Origin of the sequence: Calothrix sp. NIES-2098, assembly GCF_963875125.1 — a bacterium.
Classification (GTDB): Bacteria; Cyanobacteriota; Cyanobacteriia; order Cyanobacteriales; family Nostocaceae; genus Aulosira.
Window position 1 is genome coordinate 8,400,377 of record NZ_CAWNKJ010000001.1, and the last position, 20,992, is coordinate 8,421,368.

10 protein-coding genes are annotated in these 20,992 nt (G+C 41.7%); 8 read left to right on the plus strand and 2 right to left on the minus strand.

What is annotated here, in order from left to right:
• Nucleotides 1-22 precede the first annotated feature (22 nt).
• Complete coding sequence (locus tag AACU33_RS35375) at nt 23-4,708, plus strand: CARDB domain-containing protein (protein ID WP_096594900.1); 4,686 nt, start codon at nt 23-25, stop codon at nt 4,706-4,708.
• Between the two features lie 219 nt (nt 4,709-4,927).
• Nucleotides 4,928-5,320: a hypothetical protein gene (locus AACU33_RS35380; protein WP_339376459.1), complete on the plus strand. Its 393-nt coding sequence runs from the start codon at nt 4,928-4,930 to the stop codon at nt 5,318-5,320.
• Nucleotides 5,321-5,784: 464 nt separating this feature from the next.
• Here AACU33_RS35380 and AACU33_RS35385 read toward each other — a convergent pair whose 3' ends face one another.
• Together AACU33_RS35385 and AACU33_RS35390 are read right to left on the minus strand one after the other, a co-directional pair.
• Nucleotides 5,785-7,101, minus strand: a complete 1,317-nt coding sequence (locus AACU33_RS35385; RefSeq protein ID WP_096594902.1) for an O-antigen ligase family protein — start codon at nt 7,099-7,101, stop codon at nt 5,785-5,787.
• On the minus strand, nt 7,083-7,925 hold the full coding sequence (locus tag AACU33_RS35390) for a YaaW family protein (RefSeq protein WP_096594903.1): 843 nt from the start codon (nt 7,923-7,925) through the stop codon (nt 7,083-7,085). The genes AACU33_RS35385 and AACU33_RS35390 overlap by 19 nt, the downstream gene beginning before the upstream one ends.
• Nucleotides 7,926-8,622: 697 nt before the next feature.
• On the opposite strand from AACU33_RS35390, the gene AACU33_RS35395 reads away from it, so the two are divergent.
• The 6 genes from AACU33_RS35395 (at nt 8,623) to AACU33_RS35420 (ending at nt 20,930) form a co-directional block, all read left to right on the plus strand.
• Nucleotides 8,623-10,392, plus strand: coding sequence for a ShlB/FhaC/HecB family hemolysin secretion/activation protein (locus tag AACU33_RS35395; RefSeq protein WP_096594904.1), 1,770 nt, complete (start codon nt 8,623-8,625; stop codon nt 10,390-10,392).
• Nucleotides 10,393-10,456: 64 nt separating this feature from the next.
• A complete protein-coding gene (locus AACU33_RS35400; RefSeq protein WP_339376460.1) occupies nt 10,457-12,931 on the plus strand; it encodes an S-layer family protein in 2,475 nt (824 codons plus the stop codon).
• A gap of 80 nt (nt 12,932-13,011) precedes the next feature.
• Complete coding sequence (locus AACU33_RS35405; RefSeq protein ID WP_096594906.1) at nt 13,012-15,513, plus strand: beta strand repeat-containing protein; 2,502 nt, start codon at nt 13,012-13,014, stop codon at nt 15,511-15,513.
• 80 nt (nt 15,514-15,593) lie between these two features.
• Nucleotides 15,594-18,095: a beta strand repeat-containing protein gene (locus AACU33_RS35410; protein WP_096594907.1), complete on the plus strand. Its 2,502-nt coding sequence runs from the start codon at nt 15,594-15,596 to the stop codon at nt 18,093-18,095.
• 44 nt (nt 18,096-18,139) lie between these two features.
• On the plus strand, nt 18,140-20,575 hold the full coding sequence (locus AACU33_RS35415; protein WP_096594908.1) for a hypothetical protein: 2,436 nt from the start codon (nt 18,140-18,142) through the stop codon (nt 20,573-20,575).
• Between the two features lie 136 nt (nt 20,576-20,711).
• The gene (locus tag AACU33_RS35420) at nt 20,712-20,930 is read left to right on the plus strand and encodes a hypothetical protein (protein WP_096594909.1); all 219 of its coding nucleotides are present in this window, start codon (nt 20,712-20,714) and stop codon (nt 20,928-20,930) included.
• The last annotated feature ends 62 nt before the right edge of the window (nt 20,931-20,992 follow it).

A 20,992-nucleotide genomic window follows, 5' to 3' on the forward strand; every position in this document is an offset into this window, starting at 1 on the left:
CTAACTGTGAGTAAAGTCATCTATGTTTTCTGTAGAAAATAATCCCATCAACGCAGATAGTCTTTCAGTAAATAATTACAATATCAATTTATACAGCACAGCTAATGGCTATGGGTTAGACGTAAATCACAATAGCTATGCTGCCGATGCTATCTATGCTCCTGGTTACAAAGCCAATGAACCCGTACTTGAATCAGCCAATAGTGGTTATAAATGGTCGCAGCCCGGAGGCAAAGGTTCAGGAGTAAATATTACTTATAGTTATAGTAATCTTTTAGATGGCACTTTCAAAGGTGGTCTGACTTCTATACAAATCAAAGGATCGATTGAAGAAGCTCTGGGAATTTGGGCAAAATACGCCCCACTAAATTTTAAGGAAGTTGTTGATAGTGGCCCGGCTCCATCAGATAACGATTATGCCGCAGAAAATGCTCCTCAACTCCGTTTTGGCTATCACAATATTGATGGTAGCGGTAGAGTTTTAGCCCATGCTTATTATCCCACTGGTACAGGTTTAGCAGGCGACCTCCACTTTGACAGTGGCGAAACCTGGAAAACAAACCCATCTGAAGGTATCGATCTACTATATGTAGCAGTACATGAAATCGGTCATGCGTTAGGTCTTGGGCATGATTCTAGCACTAACGCCATAATGAATCCGTATTATGGCGCGCGCTATTCGGGTTTAGGTACTTCCTTCCTTTACCAAGATGACATTAATGGCATCCGCGATATTTATGGCGCGGGTGTTGGTTCAGTCACTTCACTTTCTTCCGTAGCTAGTAAACCAGATTTAATCATTCAAAACGTCTCTGCACCAACTAGCGCCACCATTGGTAGCGCCCTTCAACTCAACTATCAAGTTAAGAATCAAGGAAATGCAAATGCCGGTTCTAGCTACAGCAAATTCTATCTTTCTAAAGATGCCACACTCAGCAGTGATGATGCGTTGTTGAACTCGGATTCCGTCACCAGCATTGTGGCAGGTGGTGTGAGTTCAGAATCTGTGATATTGACCATTGCTAGTGGTACTGCGGCTGGTAATTACTATCTGCTATCACAAGCCGATGGTTATGGTTATGTCGCTGAAAGCAATGAAACCAATAATATTGTTGCCAGTGCTATTACTCTAACCACACCCGCACCCGACTTAATCATTCAAAACGTCTCTGCACCAACTAGCGCCACCATTGGTAGCGCCCTTCAACTCAACTATCAAGTTAAGAATCAAGGAAATGCAAATGCCGGTTCTAGCTACAGCAAATTCTATCTTTCTAAAGATGCCACACTCAGTAGTGATGATGCGTTTTTGAACTTGGATTCCGTCACCAGCATTGTGGCAGGTGGTGTGAGTTCAGAATCAGTGATATTGACCATTGCTAGTGGTACTGCGGCTGGTAATTACTATCTGCTATCACAAGCCGATGGTTATGGTTATGTCGCTGAAAGCAATGAAACCAATAATATTGTTGCGAGTGCCATTACTCTAACCACACCCGCACCCGACTTAATCATTCAAAACGTTTCTGCACCCACTAGCGCCATAGTTGGTAGTACTATCCAACTCAACTATCAACTCAAGAATCAAGGGAATGCAAGTGCAGGCTATAGCTACAGCAAGTTTTATCTCTCCAAAGATGCCACACTCAGTAGTGATGATGCGGCTTTAAACTGGGATTATGTCAATGGCATTGCATCTGGGGGTGTGAGTTCGGAATCAGTTGCATTGACGATTGATAGCAATACGGCTGCTGGTAATTACTATTTGCTTTCTCAAGCTGATGGCTATTATTTAGTGGCTGAGAGCACTAAAGCCAATAATATTGTTGCCAGTGCGATTACTCTAACCACACTTGCACCCGACTTAATTATTCAAAACGTCTCTGCACCCACTAGCGCCATAGTTGGCAGTACTATCCAACTCAACTATCAAGTCAAAAACCAAGGGAATGCGAGTGCAGGCTATAGCTACAGCAAATTCTATCTCTCTAAAGATGCCACACTCAGTAGTGATGATGCGGCTTTAAACTGGGATTATGTCAATGGCATTGCATCTGGGGGTGTGAGTTCGGAATCAGTTGCATTGACGATTGATAGCAATACAGCTGCTGGTAATTACTATCTGCTATCTCAAGCTGATGGCTATTATTTAGTGGTTGAAAGCACTAAAGCCAATAATATTGTTGCCAGTGCGATTACTCTAACTACACCAAAACCAGACTTAACCATTCAAAATGTTTCTGCACCAACTAGCGCCACAGTTGGCAGTACTATCCAACTCAACTATCAAGTTAAGAATCAAGGGAATGCAAATGCCGGTTCTAGCTACAGCAAATTCTATCTTTCTAAAGATGCCACACTCAGTAGTGATGATGCGTTTTTGAACTTGGATTCCGTCACCAGCATTGTGGCAGGTGGTGTGAGTTCAGAATCTGTGATATTGACCATTGCTAGTGGTACTGCGGCTGGCAATTACTATCTGCTATCTCAAGCCGATGGTTATGGTTATGTCGCTGAAAGCAATGAAACCAATAATATTGTTGCCAGTGCCATTACTCTAACCACACCCGCACCTGACTTAATCATTCAAAACGTCTCTGCACCCACTAGCGCCACAGTTGGCAATACTATCCAACTCAACTATCAACTCAGGAATCAAGGGAATGCGAGTGCAGGTTATAGCTACAGCAAGTTCTATCTCTCCAAAGATGCCACACTCAGTAATGATGATGCGTTTTTGAACTCGGATTACGTGAATGGAATTGCTGCGGGTGGTCTAAGTTTGGAATCAGTATCATTCACCATTGCTAATGGTACGGCGGCTGGCAATTACTATCTGCTATCTCAAGCCGATGGTTATGGTTATGTCGCTGAAAGCAATGAAAACAATAATATTGTTGCCAGTGCGATTACTCTAACTACACCCGCACCCGACTTAATTATTCAAAACGTCTCTGCACCAACTAGCGCCATAGTTGGCAATACTATCCAACTCAACTATCAAGTCAAAAACCAAGGGAATGCGAGTGCAGGCTATAGCTACAGCAAATTCTATCTCTCTAAAGATGCCACACTCAGTAGTGATGATGCGTTTTTGAACTCGGATTACGTCACCAGCATTGTGACAGGTGGTGTGAGTTCGGAATCAGTATCATTCACCATCGCTAATGGTACGTTGGCTGGTAATTACTATCTGCTATCTCAAGCCGATGGTTATGGTTATGTCGCTGAAAGCAATGAAAACAATAATATTGTTGCCAGTACGATTACTCTAACTACACCAAAACCAGACTTAATCATTCAAAACGTCTCTGCACCAACTAGCGCTACAGTTGGTAGCACCATTCAACTCAACTATCAAGTCAAAAACCAAGGAAATGCGAGTGCAAGTTCTAGCTACAGCGGTTTCTATTTTTCCAAAGATGCCACACTCAGTAGTGACGATTTGTTTTTGAACTGGGATTCCGTCACCAACATTGCTGCGGGTGGTGTGAGTTCGGAATCAGTATCATTCACCATCGCTAATAGCATTCCGGTAGGTAATTACTATCTGTTGTTGCAAGCTGATTATGGTAACTCTATAGCGGAAAGCAATGAAACCAATAATCTGTTTGCTCAAGCTATTCAAGTGCAAGGTAATGACTGGTATAGTATCAATCTGAAAGACACAGGATTGATCGGTTTAACTCGCTCTTTAGCACAAGACGGGAATTTAAGTAGAAATGATATGATTTCCCTGTTCAGAGATGCTGAAGACTTTAGCATAATTGATGCTATTGAATTAGTGGATCTTCGCACCATTGTTAGTAATGCAAGTCGCTTTACTATGCAAGATTATGTTAGTGTTCTCTCAAACAATGTAGTGAATGGGAATACGGCAAATCAATGGTGGACTGGAGGTAGCACAACGCAGGTGACACTAGGAAACCTATCTGTTGGTAGTAGTGCTGCACAGATGGAAAAATTGATTGGAAAATGGTTCCTAGGAAGCGATCGCCCCACAGCATCCAGCACTACCACCTATCAAGCAATTAGTGGCTCTTTATTCCAAAACGGAATTAGCGCAGATGATATTAAGCAAGGTTATTTAGGAGATTGTTATTATCTGGCTACCCTATCTTCCATAGCACAGGAAAAGCCCAACTACATCCAAAATATGTTTATTGACAATGGTGATAATACCTTCACTGTTCGTTTCTTTAATAAGGGTGTAGCTAACTATGTCACAGTCGATCGATATTTACCCACTAATGCTTACGGACAGTTAATCTACGCTAGTCCAGGTAGTTCCTACAATAATTCTGGTAATGAACTATGGGTAGCCTTAGCAGAAAAAGCCTACGCTCAATTGGGTGAGTTAGGTTGGAGTCGTCCTGAGTATACCAGGAATGCTTACAGTTCTATTGAAGGTGGTTGGATGGATTATGTGACTAGTCAAGTAACTGGCTTGGATGCTACTAAGCAAATAGTGACTAACATGACCAAGACTCAGCTAATTGATTTAGTTAATTCCAATAAAGTATTAACTGCTGGCTTTGTTTATGGTGCTAATTACGGCGTAGTTAATAGTCATGCCTATACTGTTACTGCTTACAATGCCACAAATGGAACATTTAAAGTCAGAAATCCTTGGGGATATCAACATGCTGAGTTGACATGGGATCAATTACTCAATCTCAAGACAATTTTTGCTTGGTCAAATGCTTAACTCTGAGTAAGGAATGATATTTCCTCTAATTTCCGGTGGGGATGGTTAATTTCATCCTTACCGAATTTTTTTATCGATCGTTTTCTAATAAATATGATGAAAATATCTTTGACCGCTTTTATTTCTTTACTGCTTATAGCAGGGTCAACTAACGCTTGTGCTATTCCTTCTATCTCTGTTCAAAGTCAAACTAATTCTGTACCAAAAAATAGACCAAGTATGACAAATAACAATAGTTTGATTAAAAAAGTAACCTTAATTGCTAGACAAGAAAATTTACCAACTTTGGGTATTCCTGATGCTCCACAACGGAATATAGGCTTTGCTTCTGTCTTTATCTACTTGGAAAATCCTCAACTCAATACTGTCATTGTCAAAATTCGTAAAGTTGAAATCTGCAATCTCTTAGATGGCAAATTACAAAATTTTCAGTCTCAGTATAAAGAAATTGAGTTAAAACCTCTAGAAAATTCTGAGATTGCTATAAAGTTGGCTAACAAAAGTGGCTATGCAGTACACGATCGAGTTAAAGCAGTAGTTACCTATGATATAAACAATCAAAGTAATACCATAGAATCAGAAGCTGTGACTGTTAATGATTTTTCCCATTAACTCTGTCAGGAAGCAGCTAAGTTTTCGCGATCGCTAGTAACAAAAAAGACAAAAAAAAGGCATCTACAAGAGATGCCTATCATGCAGGAAAACCCCCATAAGGGTTATCCGTACACCTTCCCAACAATCAGCAACAGTGACTAACTTGAATTAGCCACACTCACAGACGTGAATATAGTAATTTTATTAACTGCAAATCCTAAATGACTCCGGTGTATACACTGAAAATAGGATGTTATCTATACATTAATATCATTCAGCTAATTTGCCTAAATATTAGACTGCTAGTAAAATCTAATAAAGAACCAAAGATGAACGCCGATATTTATCTTTATTCATCTGTAGTTTGATATCTTTAATCATGGAAATTTTTGCTGTTAAACAGTCTAACGGTCTTCAGGAATCGGGAGTATAAATATCATTACTTGATAGCTTAATACTCGAAATTTTCTGCAAAGTTAATTTTATTGATGTTTCAATCTCTGTTCTTGGTCATAGCGATAAACTAATCCACAAACAGCAGATAACATTAACCATGAAAGCGTATTGAGCCGGAAATCGTAGAGGGTAACATCAACTGTATTGAATAGTAACCAGCCAAATAAGACTACTAGATAACTGAAAAATATTAATCTATCTTCTTGATGTAAATATTTAGAATTTAGCAGTTGAATAGATATAATTAATATCCAACCGATTAAACCACAAAATAATAGAGTGCTTGGCAGGCCTGTCTCCGAAGATAGCATCAAAAATAAGTTATGGGGATGACCTAGGGAAATCTGCATTTTAGCTTTGTATAATTTAGAGAAATTGCGTAAACCCCAACCAGTCCAAGGATGTTGTTGAGTTAAAGACCAAGCAAATTCCCACTGAGTTTTGCGCATTAAAGCAACAGGCCGATCGGGATACATATCATCGTTTAACCGCGCCCAAAAGAAAGCCGGAACGAAACGGCGAAAAAATTGGGCGATCGCAGAGGGAGCAAAAGCTGCTAATAAAATACAAGTAACGATGCTAGCAACGCCACCAACAAGGATGCGCCAACCTTGGTATAGTGCATAAGCTAAACAGACAAAAATTGCGATCGCCCAACCATTGCGCGAGTTAGTAAAAATTAAGCCAATGAAATTGAGGATTCCCGTAACAATCAGAAATATTAACGGAACTTGTGAAGGTTGAATTTTATTCTTTATTAACTGCCATTGCTCAAGACCCAACCCGATACCTAGAGTAAAAATTATCACCAGATAAGCAGCTAAAGTATTAGCGTGCATTAATATTGATGACATCCGACCTGGGGGTTGTCCTCCAGGTGCGATCGTCCACTCTAAGACAACCCATAAGAACGTTAAATTCAGACTCCAGCCTAAAAAGAACTGCCCCAAGCCCAGAATCGTTATGGGCACGGAAGCAACGCTCAAAATCCAAGCTATTTGACGCAATTGGGCGGTTTTTTGAATCAGCGCACTCAGTCCGGCAAAAACGATAAAGTAAGGTATAAAATTAAATAACCCAACGAAAGCTGGGGTTTTTTCATAGGCAAACCCAGCAGTAATAATTAGCAATACACTCAGAAGAGCAAATCCCCAATTTATCGGACGGCGGATAACTTTACTCCATTGGCGCACCAAAGTAATTAAGGATGCCAAAACTATCAATACAGCCCCCAAAAAGGGACTCAATGGGAAGAGAATAAGTCCCACTTGAGTCAAATTCCAAGGTAGTTGTAAGGCTGGATTAGAATGATAAACAGCCTGTTTCAAGCTAGCTCCCAACATTCACTACGGGTAAGACGAATTTGCGCTAAGGCAAAGATAGTAGGAATAATCCGACCATAGTTAGTGGCGATCGCCCTCCATCCCAAATCTGCAAAGAACCAAGCCCACATGACTGGCCCCAGAAAGGCAAAGACACTACGCACTGCCCCATAACGGGCTGCATTGACAGTCATCCCCCGCCGTGCCATTTGCAGCGCTACATAGCTTTGAAACTGTGTTGTCGTAGCTGCGGTTCCTTGAATAGCAGCTTGTTTCGCTACTTGATAAGTAGCAAAGTGGGCAGCAAATTGGCGGGCAATTTGTTTCAGCACCAGCGGTTTGATCACAGAAGTGACAGCCAAAGCACTACCACCTTTAAAAATTAATCCTAGGGGGTCACGCTGCAATAAAAGTGGTAATGGTTCTTTAGCTTCTGATTTGATCAGGTGACGCTGCACCTGTACAGTTAGTTTTTGCTTTTCCGTTTCCGGCAATTTTTTCCACACATGCCCTAATAGATGCAAAAATACTTCTGCTTCTAAATCAACTGTTGCCAGTTGGATAGAATAAGGTATTTTTAAATACTTACATACTTGAATTAATGCTTGTCGGTAAGTTACCTGGCTGGTACGTCCTCGCAATACAGTCATTCCATCTGCTGCCAAAAAGCGAAAACGATCCTCTAGTGTATCTAACCAAGCTTTGCGGTCTTGGCTTTGGACTTCGATCGGTTCAGGTGTGTGAACGTAGTCTAAGGGATTGAACTTACGACTAAACAGAATTGCCGTTAAGTCTTGCAATTCTTCTTCAGTTGCTAGCTCTAGAGCCGCCCTCAGTTCATCCAATTTCCCTTCCTCCCTTCCGTGCTGCTTTCTGTACCCTATTCTACTATTAGCTTTCAGCAGTCATTTAGTAACGTTTGTTGCAAGATGGGAATTTTATCCGCAAATTTATCTGTATTATCCAGCGCTTGACTATGTTAAATCAGGTCTGAGGGTATGAACTGTAGTTGCAGTTAGCAGTTGTGAATTTAGCTGAGAATATTTAACCATTCTTGCCATATTCATAAATTATCGGCATCAATTGCTTAGTTGCGGTCAAAAGCGATCGCTCATTTTGATCGGTATTGCTCAAATCTTTCTTGGGTCAGTTTTTTATTTACTTATATATTTGCGTAAATATAGGCACAAAACAAATAAAAAGCCAATGAATATCTCTCACCATATAGCCTTATAAAGCAAGCTATTTGGGCATTTAAAAAATAAATCTTCAGATTATCCTCAGAATTAGCACTTATAATAAAAGTCTAAAAAATATCATTAGCCTGTATCCATTTAGTTGTCGCTTCATGGTAGTTTCTCTATCTTTAGCTCAATTACCGTAAGGAGCACAGGGGAATTTTACTGGTTATTTTTGATTAAACATCTGACGGACACAGTTATCTGCGATCGGAGGGTGCTGCAATTGACTGACCAAAAGCTTTATGCCAACTGCCTGAACTTACAAATTATCTTTGTCTGGGAGTGACAAAAAGGATAAAACATGATTACCGTCAGATCTACGCCGACATTGAATAGGCCTCTCAAATTTCGCTTCGATCTGAAACCTCTCACATTCGGCTTTGTTTTAGCCGCAGTACTGAGTAACTATCAGGATGCTATTGCCCAAACTCCAAATCCTCAAACTTTACCGCCTGGAAGGATAGAAGAGGTTCCGACTACTCCCTTACCTGCGGATGTGTTGCCCAAGCCACCAGAAAACAATCAATTACTTCCGCCGCCAACACTACCAGATCCGTCAATTCCCGGACAGGACGACTCTCATGCTAAATTTCGGGTCGATCGCATTGAAGTTGTTGGCAGTACAGTCTTCAAACCAGAACAGTTTGCTGCAATTACCAATCCCTTCGTTGGCAAAGAACTGACATTTGCAGAATTACTGCAAATCAAAGATGCGATTACGAAGCTTTACACTGATAAAGGCTATGTCACTACAGGGGCATTGATTACACCGCAGACAGTAGAAGCTGGCACGATTAAAATTCAGGTCATCGAGGGTAGTCTGCAAGAAATCAAAATCAGCGGTAATAGACGATTGCGCAGTCAATACATTCGCGATCGCATCCAACTTGGGGCGGGAAAACCCTTGAATATCCCACGCCTAATGGAAAAACTCCAACTGCTACGCCTCGATCCGCGAATTCAAAATCTCTCAGCGGAATTGCAGATGGGTGTAAGTCCGGGAACCAATATATTGCAAGTCGAGGTGCAAGAAGCCGACACATTTTCACTCACAGCTAGCCTCGATAACGGGCGATCGCCTAGTGTTGGCAGTTTCCGTCGGGGAATAGATCTCCAACAAGCCAATTTACTTGGTTTTGGTGACACCCTGAGCGTCGGATACGCCAATACCGATGGTAGTAATACAATCAATCTCAATTACGCACTACCAATTAATCCTCACAACGGCACTCTTTGGTTTGGTTTTAACCAGGGTTGGAACAACGTGATTGAAGAACCATTCAGCGTCTTGGATATTCAATCAAATACGACATCTTACGAATTTGGCTATCGCCAACCATTGCTGCAAAGACCTACTCAGGATTTAACTGTCGGGTTGTCGTTCTCGCGCCAAGAAAGTCAAACAGAGTTGGGCATTGATAACATTGGCCCGTTTCGACTTTCGCCTGGTGCAGATGCCCAAGGCAGAACCAATATTTCTGCCCTCCGCTTCTTTCAGGAGTATACCCAGCGCAGCAATCGGCACGTGTTTGCAGTGCGATCGCAATTTAGCTTGGGTGTAGATTGGTTCGATGCGAATGTGAGTCAAGATGGCCCGGATAGCCGCTTTTTCGCTTGGCGGGGACAAGCGCAATGGGTGCGACAGTTAGCACCAGATACTTTGTTTTTAGCTAGAGGCGATTTACAACTAGCAGCAGATTCTCTAGTGCCTTTAGAACAATTCGGTCTGGGCGGACAGGTAAGTGTACGAGGCTATCGCCAAGACACATTACTTACAGACAATGGGATGTTGTTTTCCGCAGAATTTCGGTTGCCGATTTTACGTGCGCCCAAGCTGGGAGGAGTGCTGCAACTGACACCCTTTATCGATGTGGGTAAAGGTTGGAATACCAAAGGCGACAATCCCTCACCAAGTACGTTGGTAGGTACGGGATTAGGACTGCTATGGAAACAGGGCAATAACTTTTCAGCCCGTTTGGATTGGGGTATACCGCTGACATCAGTAGAGGGGGAAAAGCGATCGCTTCAAGAAAATGGTTTGTACTTCTCAGTGCAGTATTCACCGTTTTAAAACAGGCGATTGCTCTGGCATTTCAGCAAATTGAAATGTGTAGGTATCAAGGACAAACTAAACAATGAAAACAACCTCTATGCGGCTGGTTTTGGTAAATAGCATTTTGAGAATTAGCATACCTTTGAGTGCTACTCTCCTCTGCTGGAGTGTCAGCAACGCCCAAGTAACATCCGACAACACCCTCAACACCACTGTCTCTCAAAGTGGCGATAACTTTACTATCATCAACGGTAATCTGCGAGGGAATAATCTATTCCATAGTTTCAGTCAGTTCTCAATACCTACAGGTGGTTCTGCCCTCTTCGACAATCCAATCGATGTCCAAAATATCTTCGCCCGTGTCACAGGAGGTAGTGTATCCAATATCGATGGGCTAATCCGCGCCAATGGTAGCGCCAATTTGTTCCTACTTAATCCTGCGGGGATTTTGTTTGGGCCTAATGCCAGTCTTAATATTGGCGGCTCGTTTGTTGCTACAAGTGCTAACAGCGTAGTATTTGCAGATGGCTTGAAGTTTAGTGCCACCGATACTGTATCGCCTCCCTTATTGACTATTAGCGTCCCTACTGGCTTGCAATTTGGCAGCAATCCCGGAGCCATTACTGTTCAAGGATCTGGGCATAATGCACAACTGGGCGACGCACTTCAGGTTTCTGGACTAAATCTCGGTACAAGAGGACTACAGGTGCAACCTGAAAAAACCCTAGCATTAGTGGGTGGAAATGTGGCGTTGGATGGAGGCTTACTCTCCGCACCAGGAGGACAAATAGAACTCGGTAGCATTACTAGCGGAAACGTTGTTCTCAATTCCATTCCTCAAGGATTTATGCTGAGTTATCCCAATACTTCAAGTTTTGGCGATATTCAAATTACCCAACGAGCTTTAGCATCTACACGCGATCTCAGCGAAAAAAGTGGCGGAGCTATCCAAATTCAGGGCAAACAAGTCAGCATCCAAGATGGTTCCCTGATATTAGTACAAAATCGCAGTAATCAAACTGCTGGCGATATTGTAATCAATGCTACAGATTTTTTGGATATTATCGGCAAGTCCCCTGATTTTAAGAGTTCCAGCAGTTTAGTGAATGAAACTACATCCTCCGGTGCGGCAGGAAATGTTTTAATTACCACTCCACAATTGAATATCGATCGCGGTGGCTATATCTTCAACCGTACTTTTAGCAAAGCATCAGCTGGCAATATTGTAATCAATACTGATGATATGCGGGTCAATGGTTTTGCGTTGGGCGATCCTTCCCCTTTTCGATCGGTAAGCCAAATCTTAGCCGCTTCTTATGCGGGTGGACAGGGTGGAAATATTGCCATCTCCACTCAAAATCTGTCTGTTTTGGCTGGAGCCAATATAGCAGCAAGACCCTATAATTCTGGCAAGGGCGGCGATCTCAATATCAAGGCAGATACGATTCAGGTGACGACTGCGGGATCTCCCAGCGGTAATTATTTTAGTTTAATTTCTACTGCCACATTCGGGTCTGGTAATGCTGGGAATTTGAACATCGATACCCGCACGCTGTCAGTGCAAGGTGGCGGGAGAGTGTCTGCTTCTAGCATAGTTTTAGGAAATGCAGGTTCGCTTACCATCAATGCGTCTGAATCAATTGATGTGAGTGGTGTCAAAGATGCTCAAAATCCCAGCTACATTGGTACAGCCGTTCGTCCTGTTGGTTTTTTTAGTAACATTTCCAAAGCTAATGCAGGTGACACCACCATTAATACGCCAATTTTTAACATTACTGATGGTGCAACAGTTTTTGTCCAAAATCTTGGCTCTGGTACAGCTGGCACTCTGCGCATTAATGCCAATACCCTCAAACTTCACAATACAGCAAACATTTCAGCGTCTACAAAAGCGGGAGAAGGCGGCAACATCAACCTGCAACTGCGGGACATATTGCTAATGCGTCAAGGCAGTTTTGTCAGTGCAGAAGCAGGTGGTAGTGGCAATGGTGGCGATATTACGATCGCCGCACCCGTGATTGTAGGGCTGGAAAACAGTGATATTATTGCCAACGCTGTACAAGGACGGGGTGGTAACATCCAAATCACCACTCAAAGCATCCTCGGACTGGAGTATCGCGACCAACTGACCCCCGAAAATGATATCACCGCCAGTTCCCAATTTGGCTTAAGTGGCACAGTTCAAGTCAATACCATCGGTATCGATCCGAACTCTGGTTTAGTTGAACTGCCAGCAAATGTCACAGATCCATCTCAAAAAATTGCTACAGGCTGTGCGGCTAGGCAAGGCAGCCGATTTGTTGCCACAGGACGGGGTGGTTTACCGCAAAATCCCACGCAACAGGTAACGAGCGATCGCACTTGGTCTGATGTCCGCGATATCTCTGAATACAAAAAAACGAGTGAGGTAATTACTCAAACACCCACATCGGCAGAGGATCTCATCCAAGCTACTTCTTGGCATCGCAACGCTGACGGCAAAGTCGAGTTAGTTGCAACCCCATCTCCCAGACAAGTGCAGTCGCAGTTAACTTGTGCTGCGATTCCGAAGAGTTAATATGCCCTGGAATTCAAACATTTCATATCATGTCCAGCAATATCATCTAAAAAAATACAAGTATAAGAAATTACGGTGTTATGCGATATTTCTCTATTCAGTTGGGTTTAGTTAATCAATTATTCACAGGTTTAATACTGCCATTAGGGGCAATATTCTTTGGGAGTAGCTGTGTCTATGCTCAGATAACTTCAGATGGCAGCCTGAATACCACAGTCTCTCAAAATGGCGATCGCTTCATGATTACTAATGGTAGTGCCGCAGGCAGCAATCTGTTTCACAGCTTTGGGCAGTTTTCCGTTCCCACAGGTGGTTCAGCCACATTTGATTTACTCAATACACCCAACATTTCCAAGATTTTCAGCCGAGTCACTGGGGGTAGCATTTCCAATATTGATGGCTTGATTCAAACAATCAATAGCAGCAATCCTGTGAGTCTATTCTTACTCAATCCCAACGGCATCGTATTTGGCTCCAATGCCAGCCTGAATATTGGTGGTTCGTTTGTGGGGACGACAGCTAATAGCGTTAAGTTTGCCGATGGAACGGAGTTTAGCGCTACGAATTTGACGAACCAACCTCTATTAACAATGAATGTACCCATCGGTTTGCAAATGGGAAGTAATCCTGGTGCGATTACCGTCCAGAACACCGGACATCGTTTGAATTTCTTTATCAACCCTCTAGTCTCTTCTCCAGATCGCAGCAACAATCCTCTGGGATTAAGCGTTAATAACGGCAATACCTTGGCATTAGTTGGCGGAGAAATTGCTTTAGATGGTGGAGTATTAACTACACCCTCTGGACATATTGAACTTGGTAGCGCCAGCAACGGAACAGTTAATCTCAACATCTCCTCTCCTATTTGGAGTTTTGACTATAGTAATCTTCAGCAATTTGGTAATATTCAGCTTTCGCATCAATCCCTAGCCGATGCTAGTGGTACTCCTGGGGGTTCGATTCACTTCCAAGGTCGGAATATTAGTTTAAATGATGGTTCTGCTGCCTTATTAATTCACCAAGGAGGTGGCAATTCAGGCGATATTAGCGTTAATGCTAGTGGATCGTTAACACTCCGGGGATTGGGCACAGATGGATTTCCACAAAGTCTGTTGCGTGCTGATAACTTTGGCGATGCGGGAGCAGGTAATATTGTCGTTTCTGCTTCACAACTATTCCTCCAAGATGGGGGATCTCTGCATGGCATGAATTTTGGTGCAGGCGCAGGAAGTAATATCTCTGTAGAAATTGGGGATTTGCTTCAGGTTGTGGGACTATCACCAATTAGCGGATTTGCCAGTTCAATTAACACAATCAGCAGAAGTTCTGGGAAAAGTGGTGATATTCGAGTTATCACCAACAAAATGCAAATTTTAGATGGTGCTGTCATTGGTAATTCTCCTTGGGCAGATGGTCTAGGAGGTAACACCACAATTAATGCTTCTGACTCCATCGAAATCAGCGGTGAAAATTCAAAAAACTTGGCTGATAGCGTCATAGTTGTAGGCACGTTCAGCCAAGCGAACGCGGGTCAATTAACTATTAACACTCCCAAACTCAGGTTGCGAGATGGTGGAGGCATAGTAGCCTCTACCGTCAATAGCGGCAACGGTGGGGATTTGGTAATCAATGCTTCCGATACTGTTGAAGTCAGTGGCGTAGGTAGCATTTCTGGTCTTCCCAGCCGCATCGGTGCTAGAGCAGAGTTGCTCGCACCACCGATTCGGCAACTATTTGGATTACCAGATGCGATCACAGGTAATACGGGCAAACTCGTCCTCAATAGCCCACACTTGGAAATTACAGATGGAGCAATTGTTGGTGTTGACCATCAAGGTATTGGTGATGCGGGAAAACTAGAAATTAATGCAGGTTCAATCCGGTTGGATAACGGTGGTAGCCTGACTGCTGCAACTGCTCAGGGTGAAGGTGGTAACATTTTTGTCCAGACAAATGATTTGCTGATGCGTCGTGGTAGTTCAATAGTGACGAATGCAGGCGGGATTGGTAATGGCGGTAACATTACTATTAACTCTCCCGTTATCGTCGGCTGGGAAAACAGCGATATCGTCGCCAATGCAGTCGAAGGTAACGGCGGAAACATTAACATTACTACCCAAGGCATATTCGGCTTACAATACCGCGATCGCCTCACCTCAGAAAACGATATCACTGCGAGTTCTAAATTTGGGGTCAACGGTACAGTAAATATTAATACTATTGGTGTCGATCCAAATTCTGGCTTAATTGAACTGCCAGCAAATGTCACCGATCCATCACAACAAATTGCTACAGGCTGTGCGGCTAGTCAAGGGAGTCGGTTTGTAGCTACAGGACGGGGTGGTGTACCGCAAAATCCTAACCAACAAGTAACGAGCGATCGCACTTGGTCTGATACCCGCGACATCTCCGCATTTCGTCAAACTCAGCTAGTACAAGCCAAAATCCTCCCATCTCCAGAAACCCTTGTCCAAGCGACATCCTGGCGAAGAAATGCCCAAGGAAAAGTGGAATTAGTTGCGGCTAAATCTTCTAATCAGATGCAACCATCCTTAACCTGTGCTGCCATGACCAAAAATTAATTTTCGTCAAGTTGCTTGGAAGTACTAGTCAACAAATAATTCAGCGAAGCATAAATATATACTTGTCTAAATATTATGGTATGAAGATAACTTTTGTGTGCTTGGGTCTAGTCTGTGGTGTTGTAGCTGCTGGAATGTCCCCATCAGTAATGGCTCAGATAATATCAGATGGCACAACCAAGACCTTCGTTAATCCCAATGGCAATAATTTTATAATTATTAATGGTACTACAAAAGGTAACAATTTATTTCACAGCTTCAGTAATTTCTCTATCCCAAATAAAGGTTCTGCAATCTTTGATTTAGTTAACACACCCAACATTACAACTATCTTTAGTCGAGTTACGGGTGGAAACGTTTCTCAGATTGATGGATTAATTCAAACCATTAATAATAATCCCAATAATGCGGTCAGTTTGTTTTTAATGAATCCTAACGGGATTATCTTGGGACAAAATGCCAAGTTAGATATTAGTGGTTCCTTTGTGGCAACGACGGCGAATAGTATCAAGTTTCAAGATGGAGTCGAGTTTAGTGCAGCAAACTCCGCAACAACACCATTGTTAACCATGAGTGTACCTATTGGGTTGCAGATGGGGCAGAATTCGGGAACAATTACCGTACAAGGAACTGGACATCTCATTACCACCGGATTTTTTGCCCCCGCCGATCGCAGCCAAAATCCCATCGGATTACAAATTCAGGCAGGCAATACCTTGGGATTGATTGCTAAAGGTGTAAATTTCTCTAGTGGTGTTGTGACTACAAATGGAGGTGGACACCTAGAAATAGGTAGTATTAGTGATGGCTTAGTCAAGCTCAACTTAACTTCAACTGGACTAGTTGGAGACTATTCCGCAGTCAGTCAATTCAACGACATTAATTTTGCAAAACAATCTTTGTTAGATGCCAGTGGTAGCGGTGGTTCAATCCAATTGCAAGGACGAAATATTAGCTTCACGGAAGGTTCTGGTGCTTTACTGCAAAACGTTGGGATACAACAACCCGCCAAGGGAATTACAGTCAAAGCTACTGAAACTGTTAGTCTCACACGAAATACATCCGATGGCAAATTAAGCAGTTTTATCCAAATCGACAACTTAGGTATCACACCAACTGGAGATATCAACCTTGCTGCTGCGCAATTATCCCTCAAAGATGGAGCAAACATCCATAACTGGACATTTACACCCATAAATGGTGGCAATATTACAGCCAATATTACAGGTGCGATCGTAGTTGATGGATTTGTCCCCACCAATCCCATCGTTTCAACTTCCATCACCTCCATCACATTGAATTCTGGTAAAGCCGGTGATATTAACGTCTCAGCTAATGACCTCAGAATTCTCGATAGTGGCAGTATTAGTACTATATCCGCAGGTTCCGGCCAGGCTGGAATTTTACAATTTAATATCGCAGATTTACTTGAAATTGCTGGCAATAACCCCTTTACAGCATTATCTAGTTCAGTAATTTCATCGGCTAGTAATACAGGTGATTCTGGTAGCTCCTTCATCAACACATCTAGACTAGTAATTCGAGATAGTGGACTGCTGGGTTCTAGCACCGTTGCATCAGGTGTAGCAGGTAACGTGATAGTCAATGCTTCCAAATCTGTAGAAGTTAGAGGTAAAGATGATGGTTCGATTCTTCCTGCCCGTATTGCTTCAAGTGCCGAAATTGTCGATCCAGTTACTCAAGCTATCCTTAGACTTCCTGCCATTCCTAGCGGTAAAGCAGGTTCTCTTACCATCAAAACCCCTTTGTTAAAAGTCACAGACGGAGGATTGGTCACTGTCAGAAATGATGGACCGAACAGTGCAGGAGATTTGCAGATTAATGCCAATGCAATTTTTCTCAGCAACCAAGGTATCATCAACGCATCAACTGCTTCTGGGAATGGGGGAGATGTCAAATTAAACATACAAGATTATCTGCTGATGCGTCACAATAGCCTTATTTCGGCCACCGCCGCAGGTAAAGGTAATGGTGGTAATGTGTCAATTAACGTACCGATCGCCATTGGGTTAGAAAACAGCGATATTATCGCTAACGCTTTTGAAGGTCGTGGTGGCAATATCAACATTACTACTCAAGGAATAATCGGTCTAGAGTTTCGTAATACCCTCACACCTCGCATAGACCCGACCAATGATATTACTGCAAGTTCCCAATTCAACGTTAATGGTACGGTACAAATCAATAACATTGGAGTTGACCCCAATTCTGGTTTAGTCGAATTACCAGCAAATGTCACCGATCCATCACAGCAAATTGCTACAGGCTGTGCGGCTAGTCAAGGCAGTCGATTTGTAGCTACAGGACGAGGTGGTGTACCACAAAATCCCACCCAGGAAGTGGGCAGCGATCGCACTTGGTCTGATGTCCGCGATCTGAACGCATTCCACAAAACACAAGCTTTACAAGCGCAAACACCAACAATACCACAGGTTCTTGCACCAGCTACTTCTTGGCATCGCAATGCCCAAGGTAAGATTGAGCTTGTTGCAGATAACTCTTCTACGAGGGTGCGATCGCTCCTTACCTGTGCAGCTATTTCTCAACAGCGAGCGAATTAATTTATTAGCACTAACGTCCAAAGTAACAAATAAAATTATGATTGATGCCAGTGAATAATGAATTAGCAATTGCAGCTGCAAAAGATATCCATACTACACCGGAATTGTTAACAGAATTAGCCGGACATGAAGATCTACAGGTTCGTCAAGCTGTAGCGGGAAATCCTAATGCGCCAATAGATGTATTATTTCAACTTGCAGGAGAATTTCCACAGGAGTTTCTTGAAAATCCCATTTTACCTTTATTACAGTTAGAAAATCCTGAATTTCACACTCTAATTCCATATTCGGTTATACAGATTATTTTAGCGTGTGAAGATACTCCTGAAGATTGGTTAAGAAGGTTTGCGACTTCTGGATGTCATGATTATTTATTGGCAATTGTTCAAAATCCTCAAGCAAGTAAGCAAGTGCTGCAATTAGTTGCAGAAAATGAATATTGCAATGCTTTTATTCGTGAATTGATAGAACTGCATATAAATATTGCAGGAGAAATGCAGTCAGATTGGCAAGAATATGCAGATAATAAATTACAATATATTCTTAATATTCTTGAATCTGGATGTTCTCAACCTGGAGAATTAGGATGTGATTTTTCTAACTCTCCTAAAGAGCAATATTATCAATTCACCTTTTGGCAATTGGGAATTGGCCCTAAGTTGCAATTTGCTAAAACTTCAGAATATTTGCGAGAGACTATCGCTAAGTTTAGCAATGCTCCACCAGAATATTTACGGGAATTGCTAACTTTAAAAACTAAGATTTCCACTCTTCTTGAGGTGGCTAAAAATCCAAACACTCCGATTGAATGTTTAATTGAACTTGCTAATCGTAATAGTAGGGTAGTACGGGAAACTGTCATGAGGAATCCTCGTCTACCACGGTCAATAGTGAATCATTTTTTTCAAGAACGATTTTTAGCAACTCATCCTCATACAGAAGTAGAAAAGTTACGAGAACTTTGTGCGAGTAAATGGTCATTTATTCGAGCAATAGTTGCAAAACATCCTAATTTAGAATTAAGCGATTTGGAAAAATTAGCGCGATCGCCTGACTGGAGAATACGAGTATCTGTTGCTAGCCATCCTCGTAGCGATCTGCACATACTCAAACATCTAACTGGAGATAAAAGTATTTTAGTTCGTCAAGCAGTGGCGTTAAATAGCCAAACACCGCAGGAATGTCTGGAGATATTATCGCGCGATCGCAATATATATGTCCGTGCTAATGTGGCTAAAAATTCTTATACCCCATTAGAGATTTTATTACTTCTTTCCGAAGATAAAGATATTCGTATACTTAAAAATATTGCTTTGAATTTTGCTATTCCACAAGAATTGCGATCGCAATTACAGTTACAGTTTCCTCAGAACGAATCTCATTACATTTACTTAGGACTAAGGCTTTTTAGTGCCTCATATGGCTATAACAGAATTGAGATAAAAGAACCATTTAGTCCAGAACAATACAACCTAGCAGCAAGTGCAATTACACCAATCCCTCAATTATTAAACCTGATTAAAGTCACACCAAATGATATTTATTGGAAAGCAGTACATAATATTTGTCAACAAGTAGTTTGTCATCCCGATCTACCATCAGAATTATTACTAGAACTTTTGGATATTCGTAGCATAGATGTATATGCAGCAGTAGCTTCTCATCCTAATATATCTGATGAAATTTGCCACAAAATAGCCAACAACAAATTCAAAGACTATAGACTGCGCTTGCTTTTGCTTCAAAATCCCAATATATCATTAGAATTTATAGAAAAATTATTGTACGATATAAAATCAGAAGTTCGCCAATCTGCATTAAGCAAATACCAAGAAAGATTCGCAAATAATGACATTAAAAGCACCTTTTTGATTCAATATAACGCAGCTAGCTGTGAGCATACTCCACTTGAAAAATTAACTAAACTAGCAAAGGATAAATCTGTACTAATTCGCGAAGCTGTTGCACAAAACCCTAGTATTATAGAAGCATACAGTTCTTCTACCAAAAGTAGAAATTGCCTAGAAAGATTAGCAAAAGACAAAAATCAGTCTGTGAGGCTAGCTGTTGCTAACAACATCAATACTGCAATTCAGATACTAGAAATATTGGCTAAAAAATATCAATATAACCGTTATCAACGTCACAGTAACAGTAAAAAACATAAAGTTTTTGTAGTAGCAGTCAAAAAATTAATTCAAATTTCTCCTGAAATTGCCAGTAAATATCTAGTTCAGTATCTAGAACCAAATTTGCACAGACTCGATTCCATACCATTTCGTTTGGCTATTCTCCAAAATTTCCCGGTACCTATCGAATATTTAGCTCCAAAATTAAAAACATTATATTTATTTCCTTGGTATGAACGTTATCTCATGGTCAAAAATCCTCAAGCATCAATAGAAATTATCCAAATTTTCTTGAAAGATGCAAATCGAGTTGTACGAGCAGCAGCAAAAGCAAGATTGCAAGAAAAGTAATAGGATTATAACTATGACGGTATGAGGTGGTGTGCCGCAAAATCCCACACAAGAAGTCATACCGTTTCACTTTAAATATTGATACACATAGGCAGCAGGGGGGTAGGGTGCAGGGGGAAAAAATTAGAGATTCATTATGTGTATAAGGAGCGATCGCCCTTGGTCTGATACTCACGATATTTCTCCATTCCATCAAACACAACAAATACAAACCCAAACACCCACAACACCACAAGTTCTTGTCTCTGCTACTTCTTGGCATCGTAACGCCCAAGGCAAAATTGAACTGATTATAGATAACTCTCCAACTCATTTGCAACCAGCATTAACTGGTGTTGCTGTTACAATAAGTTAAATAATGTTGTCAATCATACCTTTTTGGGAACTGTAACTTTAAGTAGTTCACAACGAGGTTAG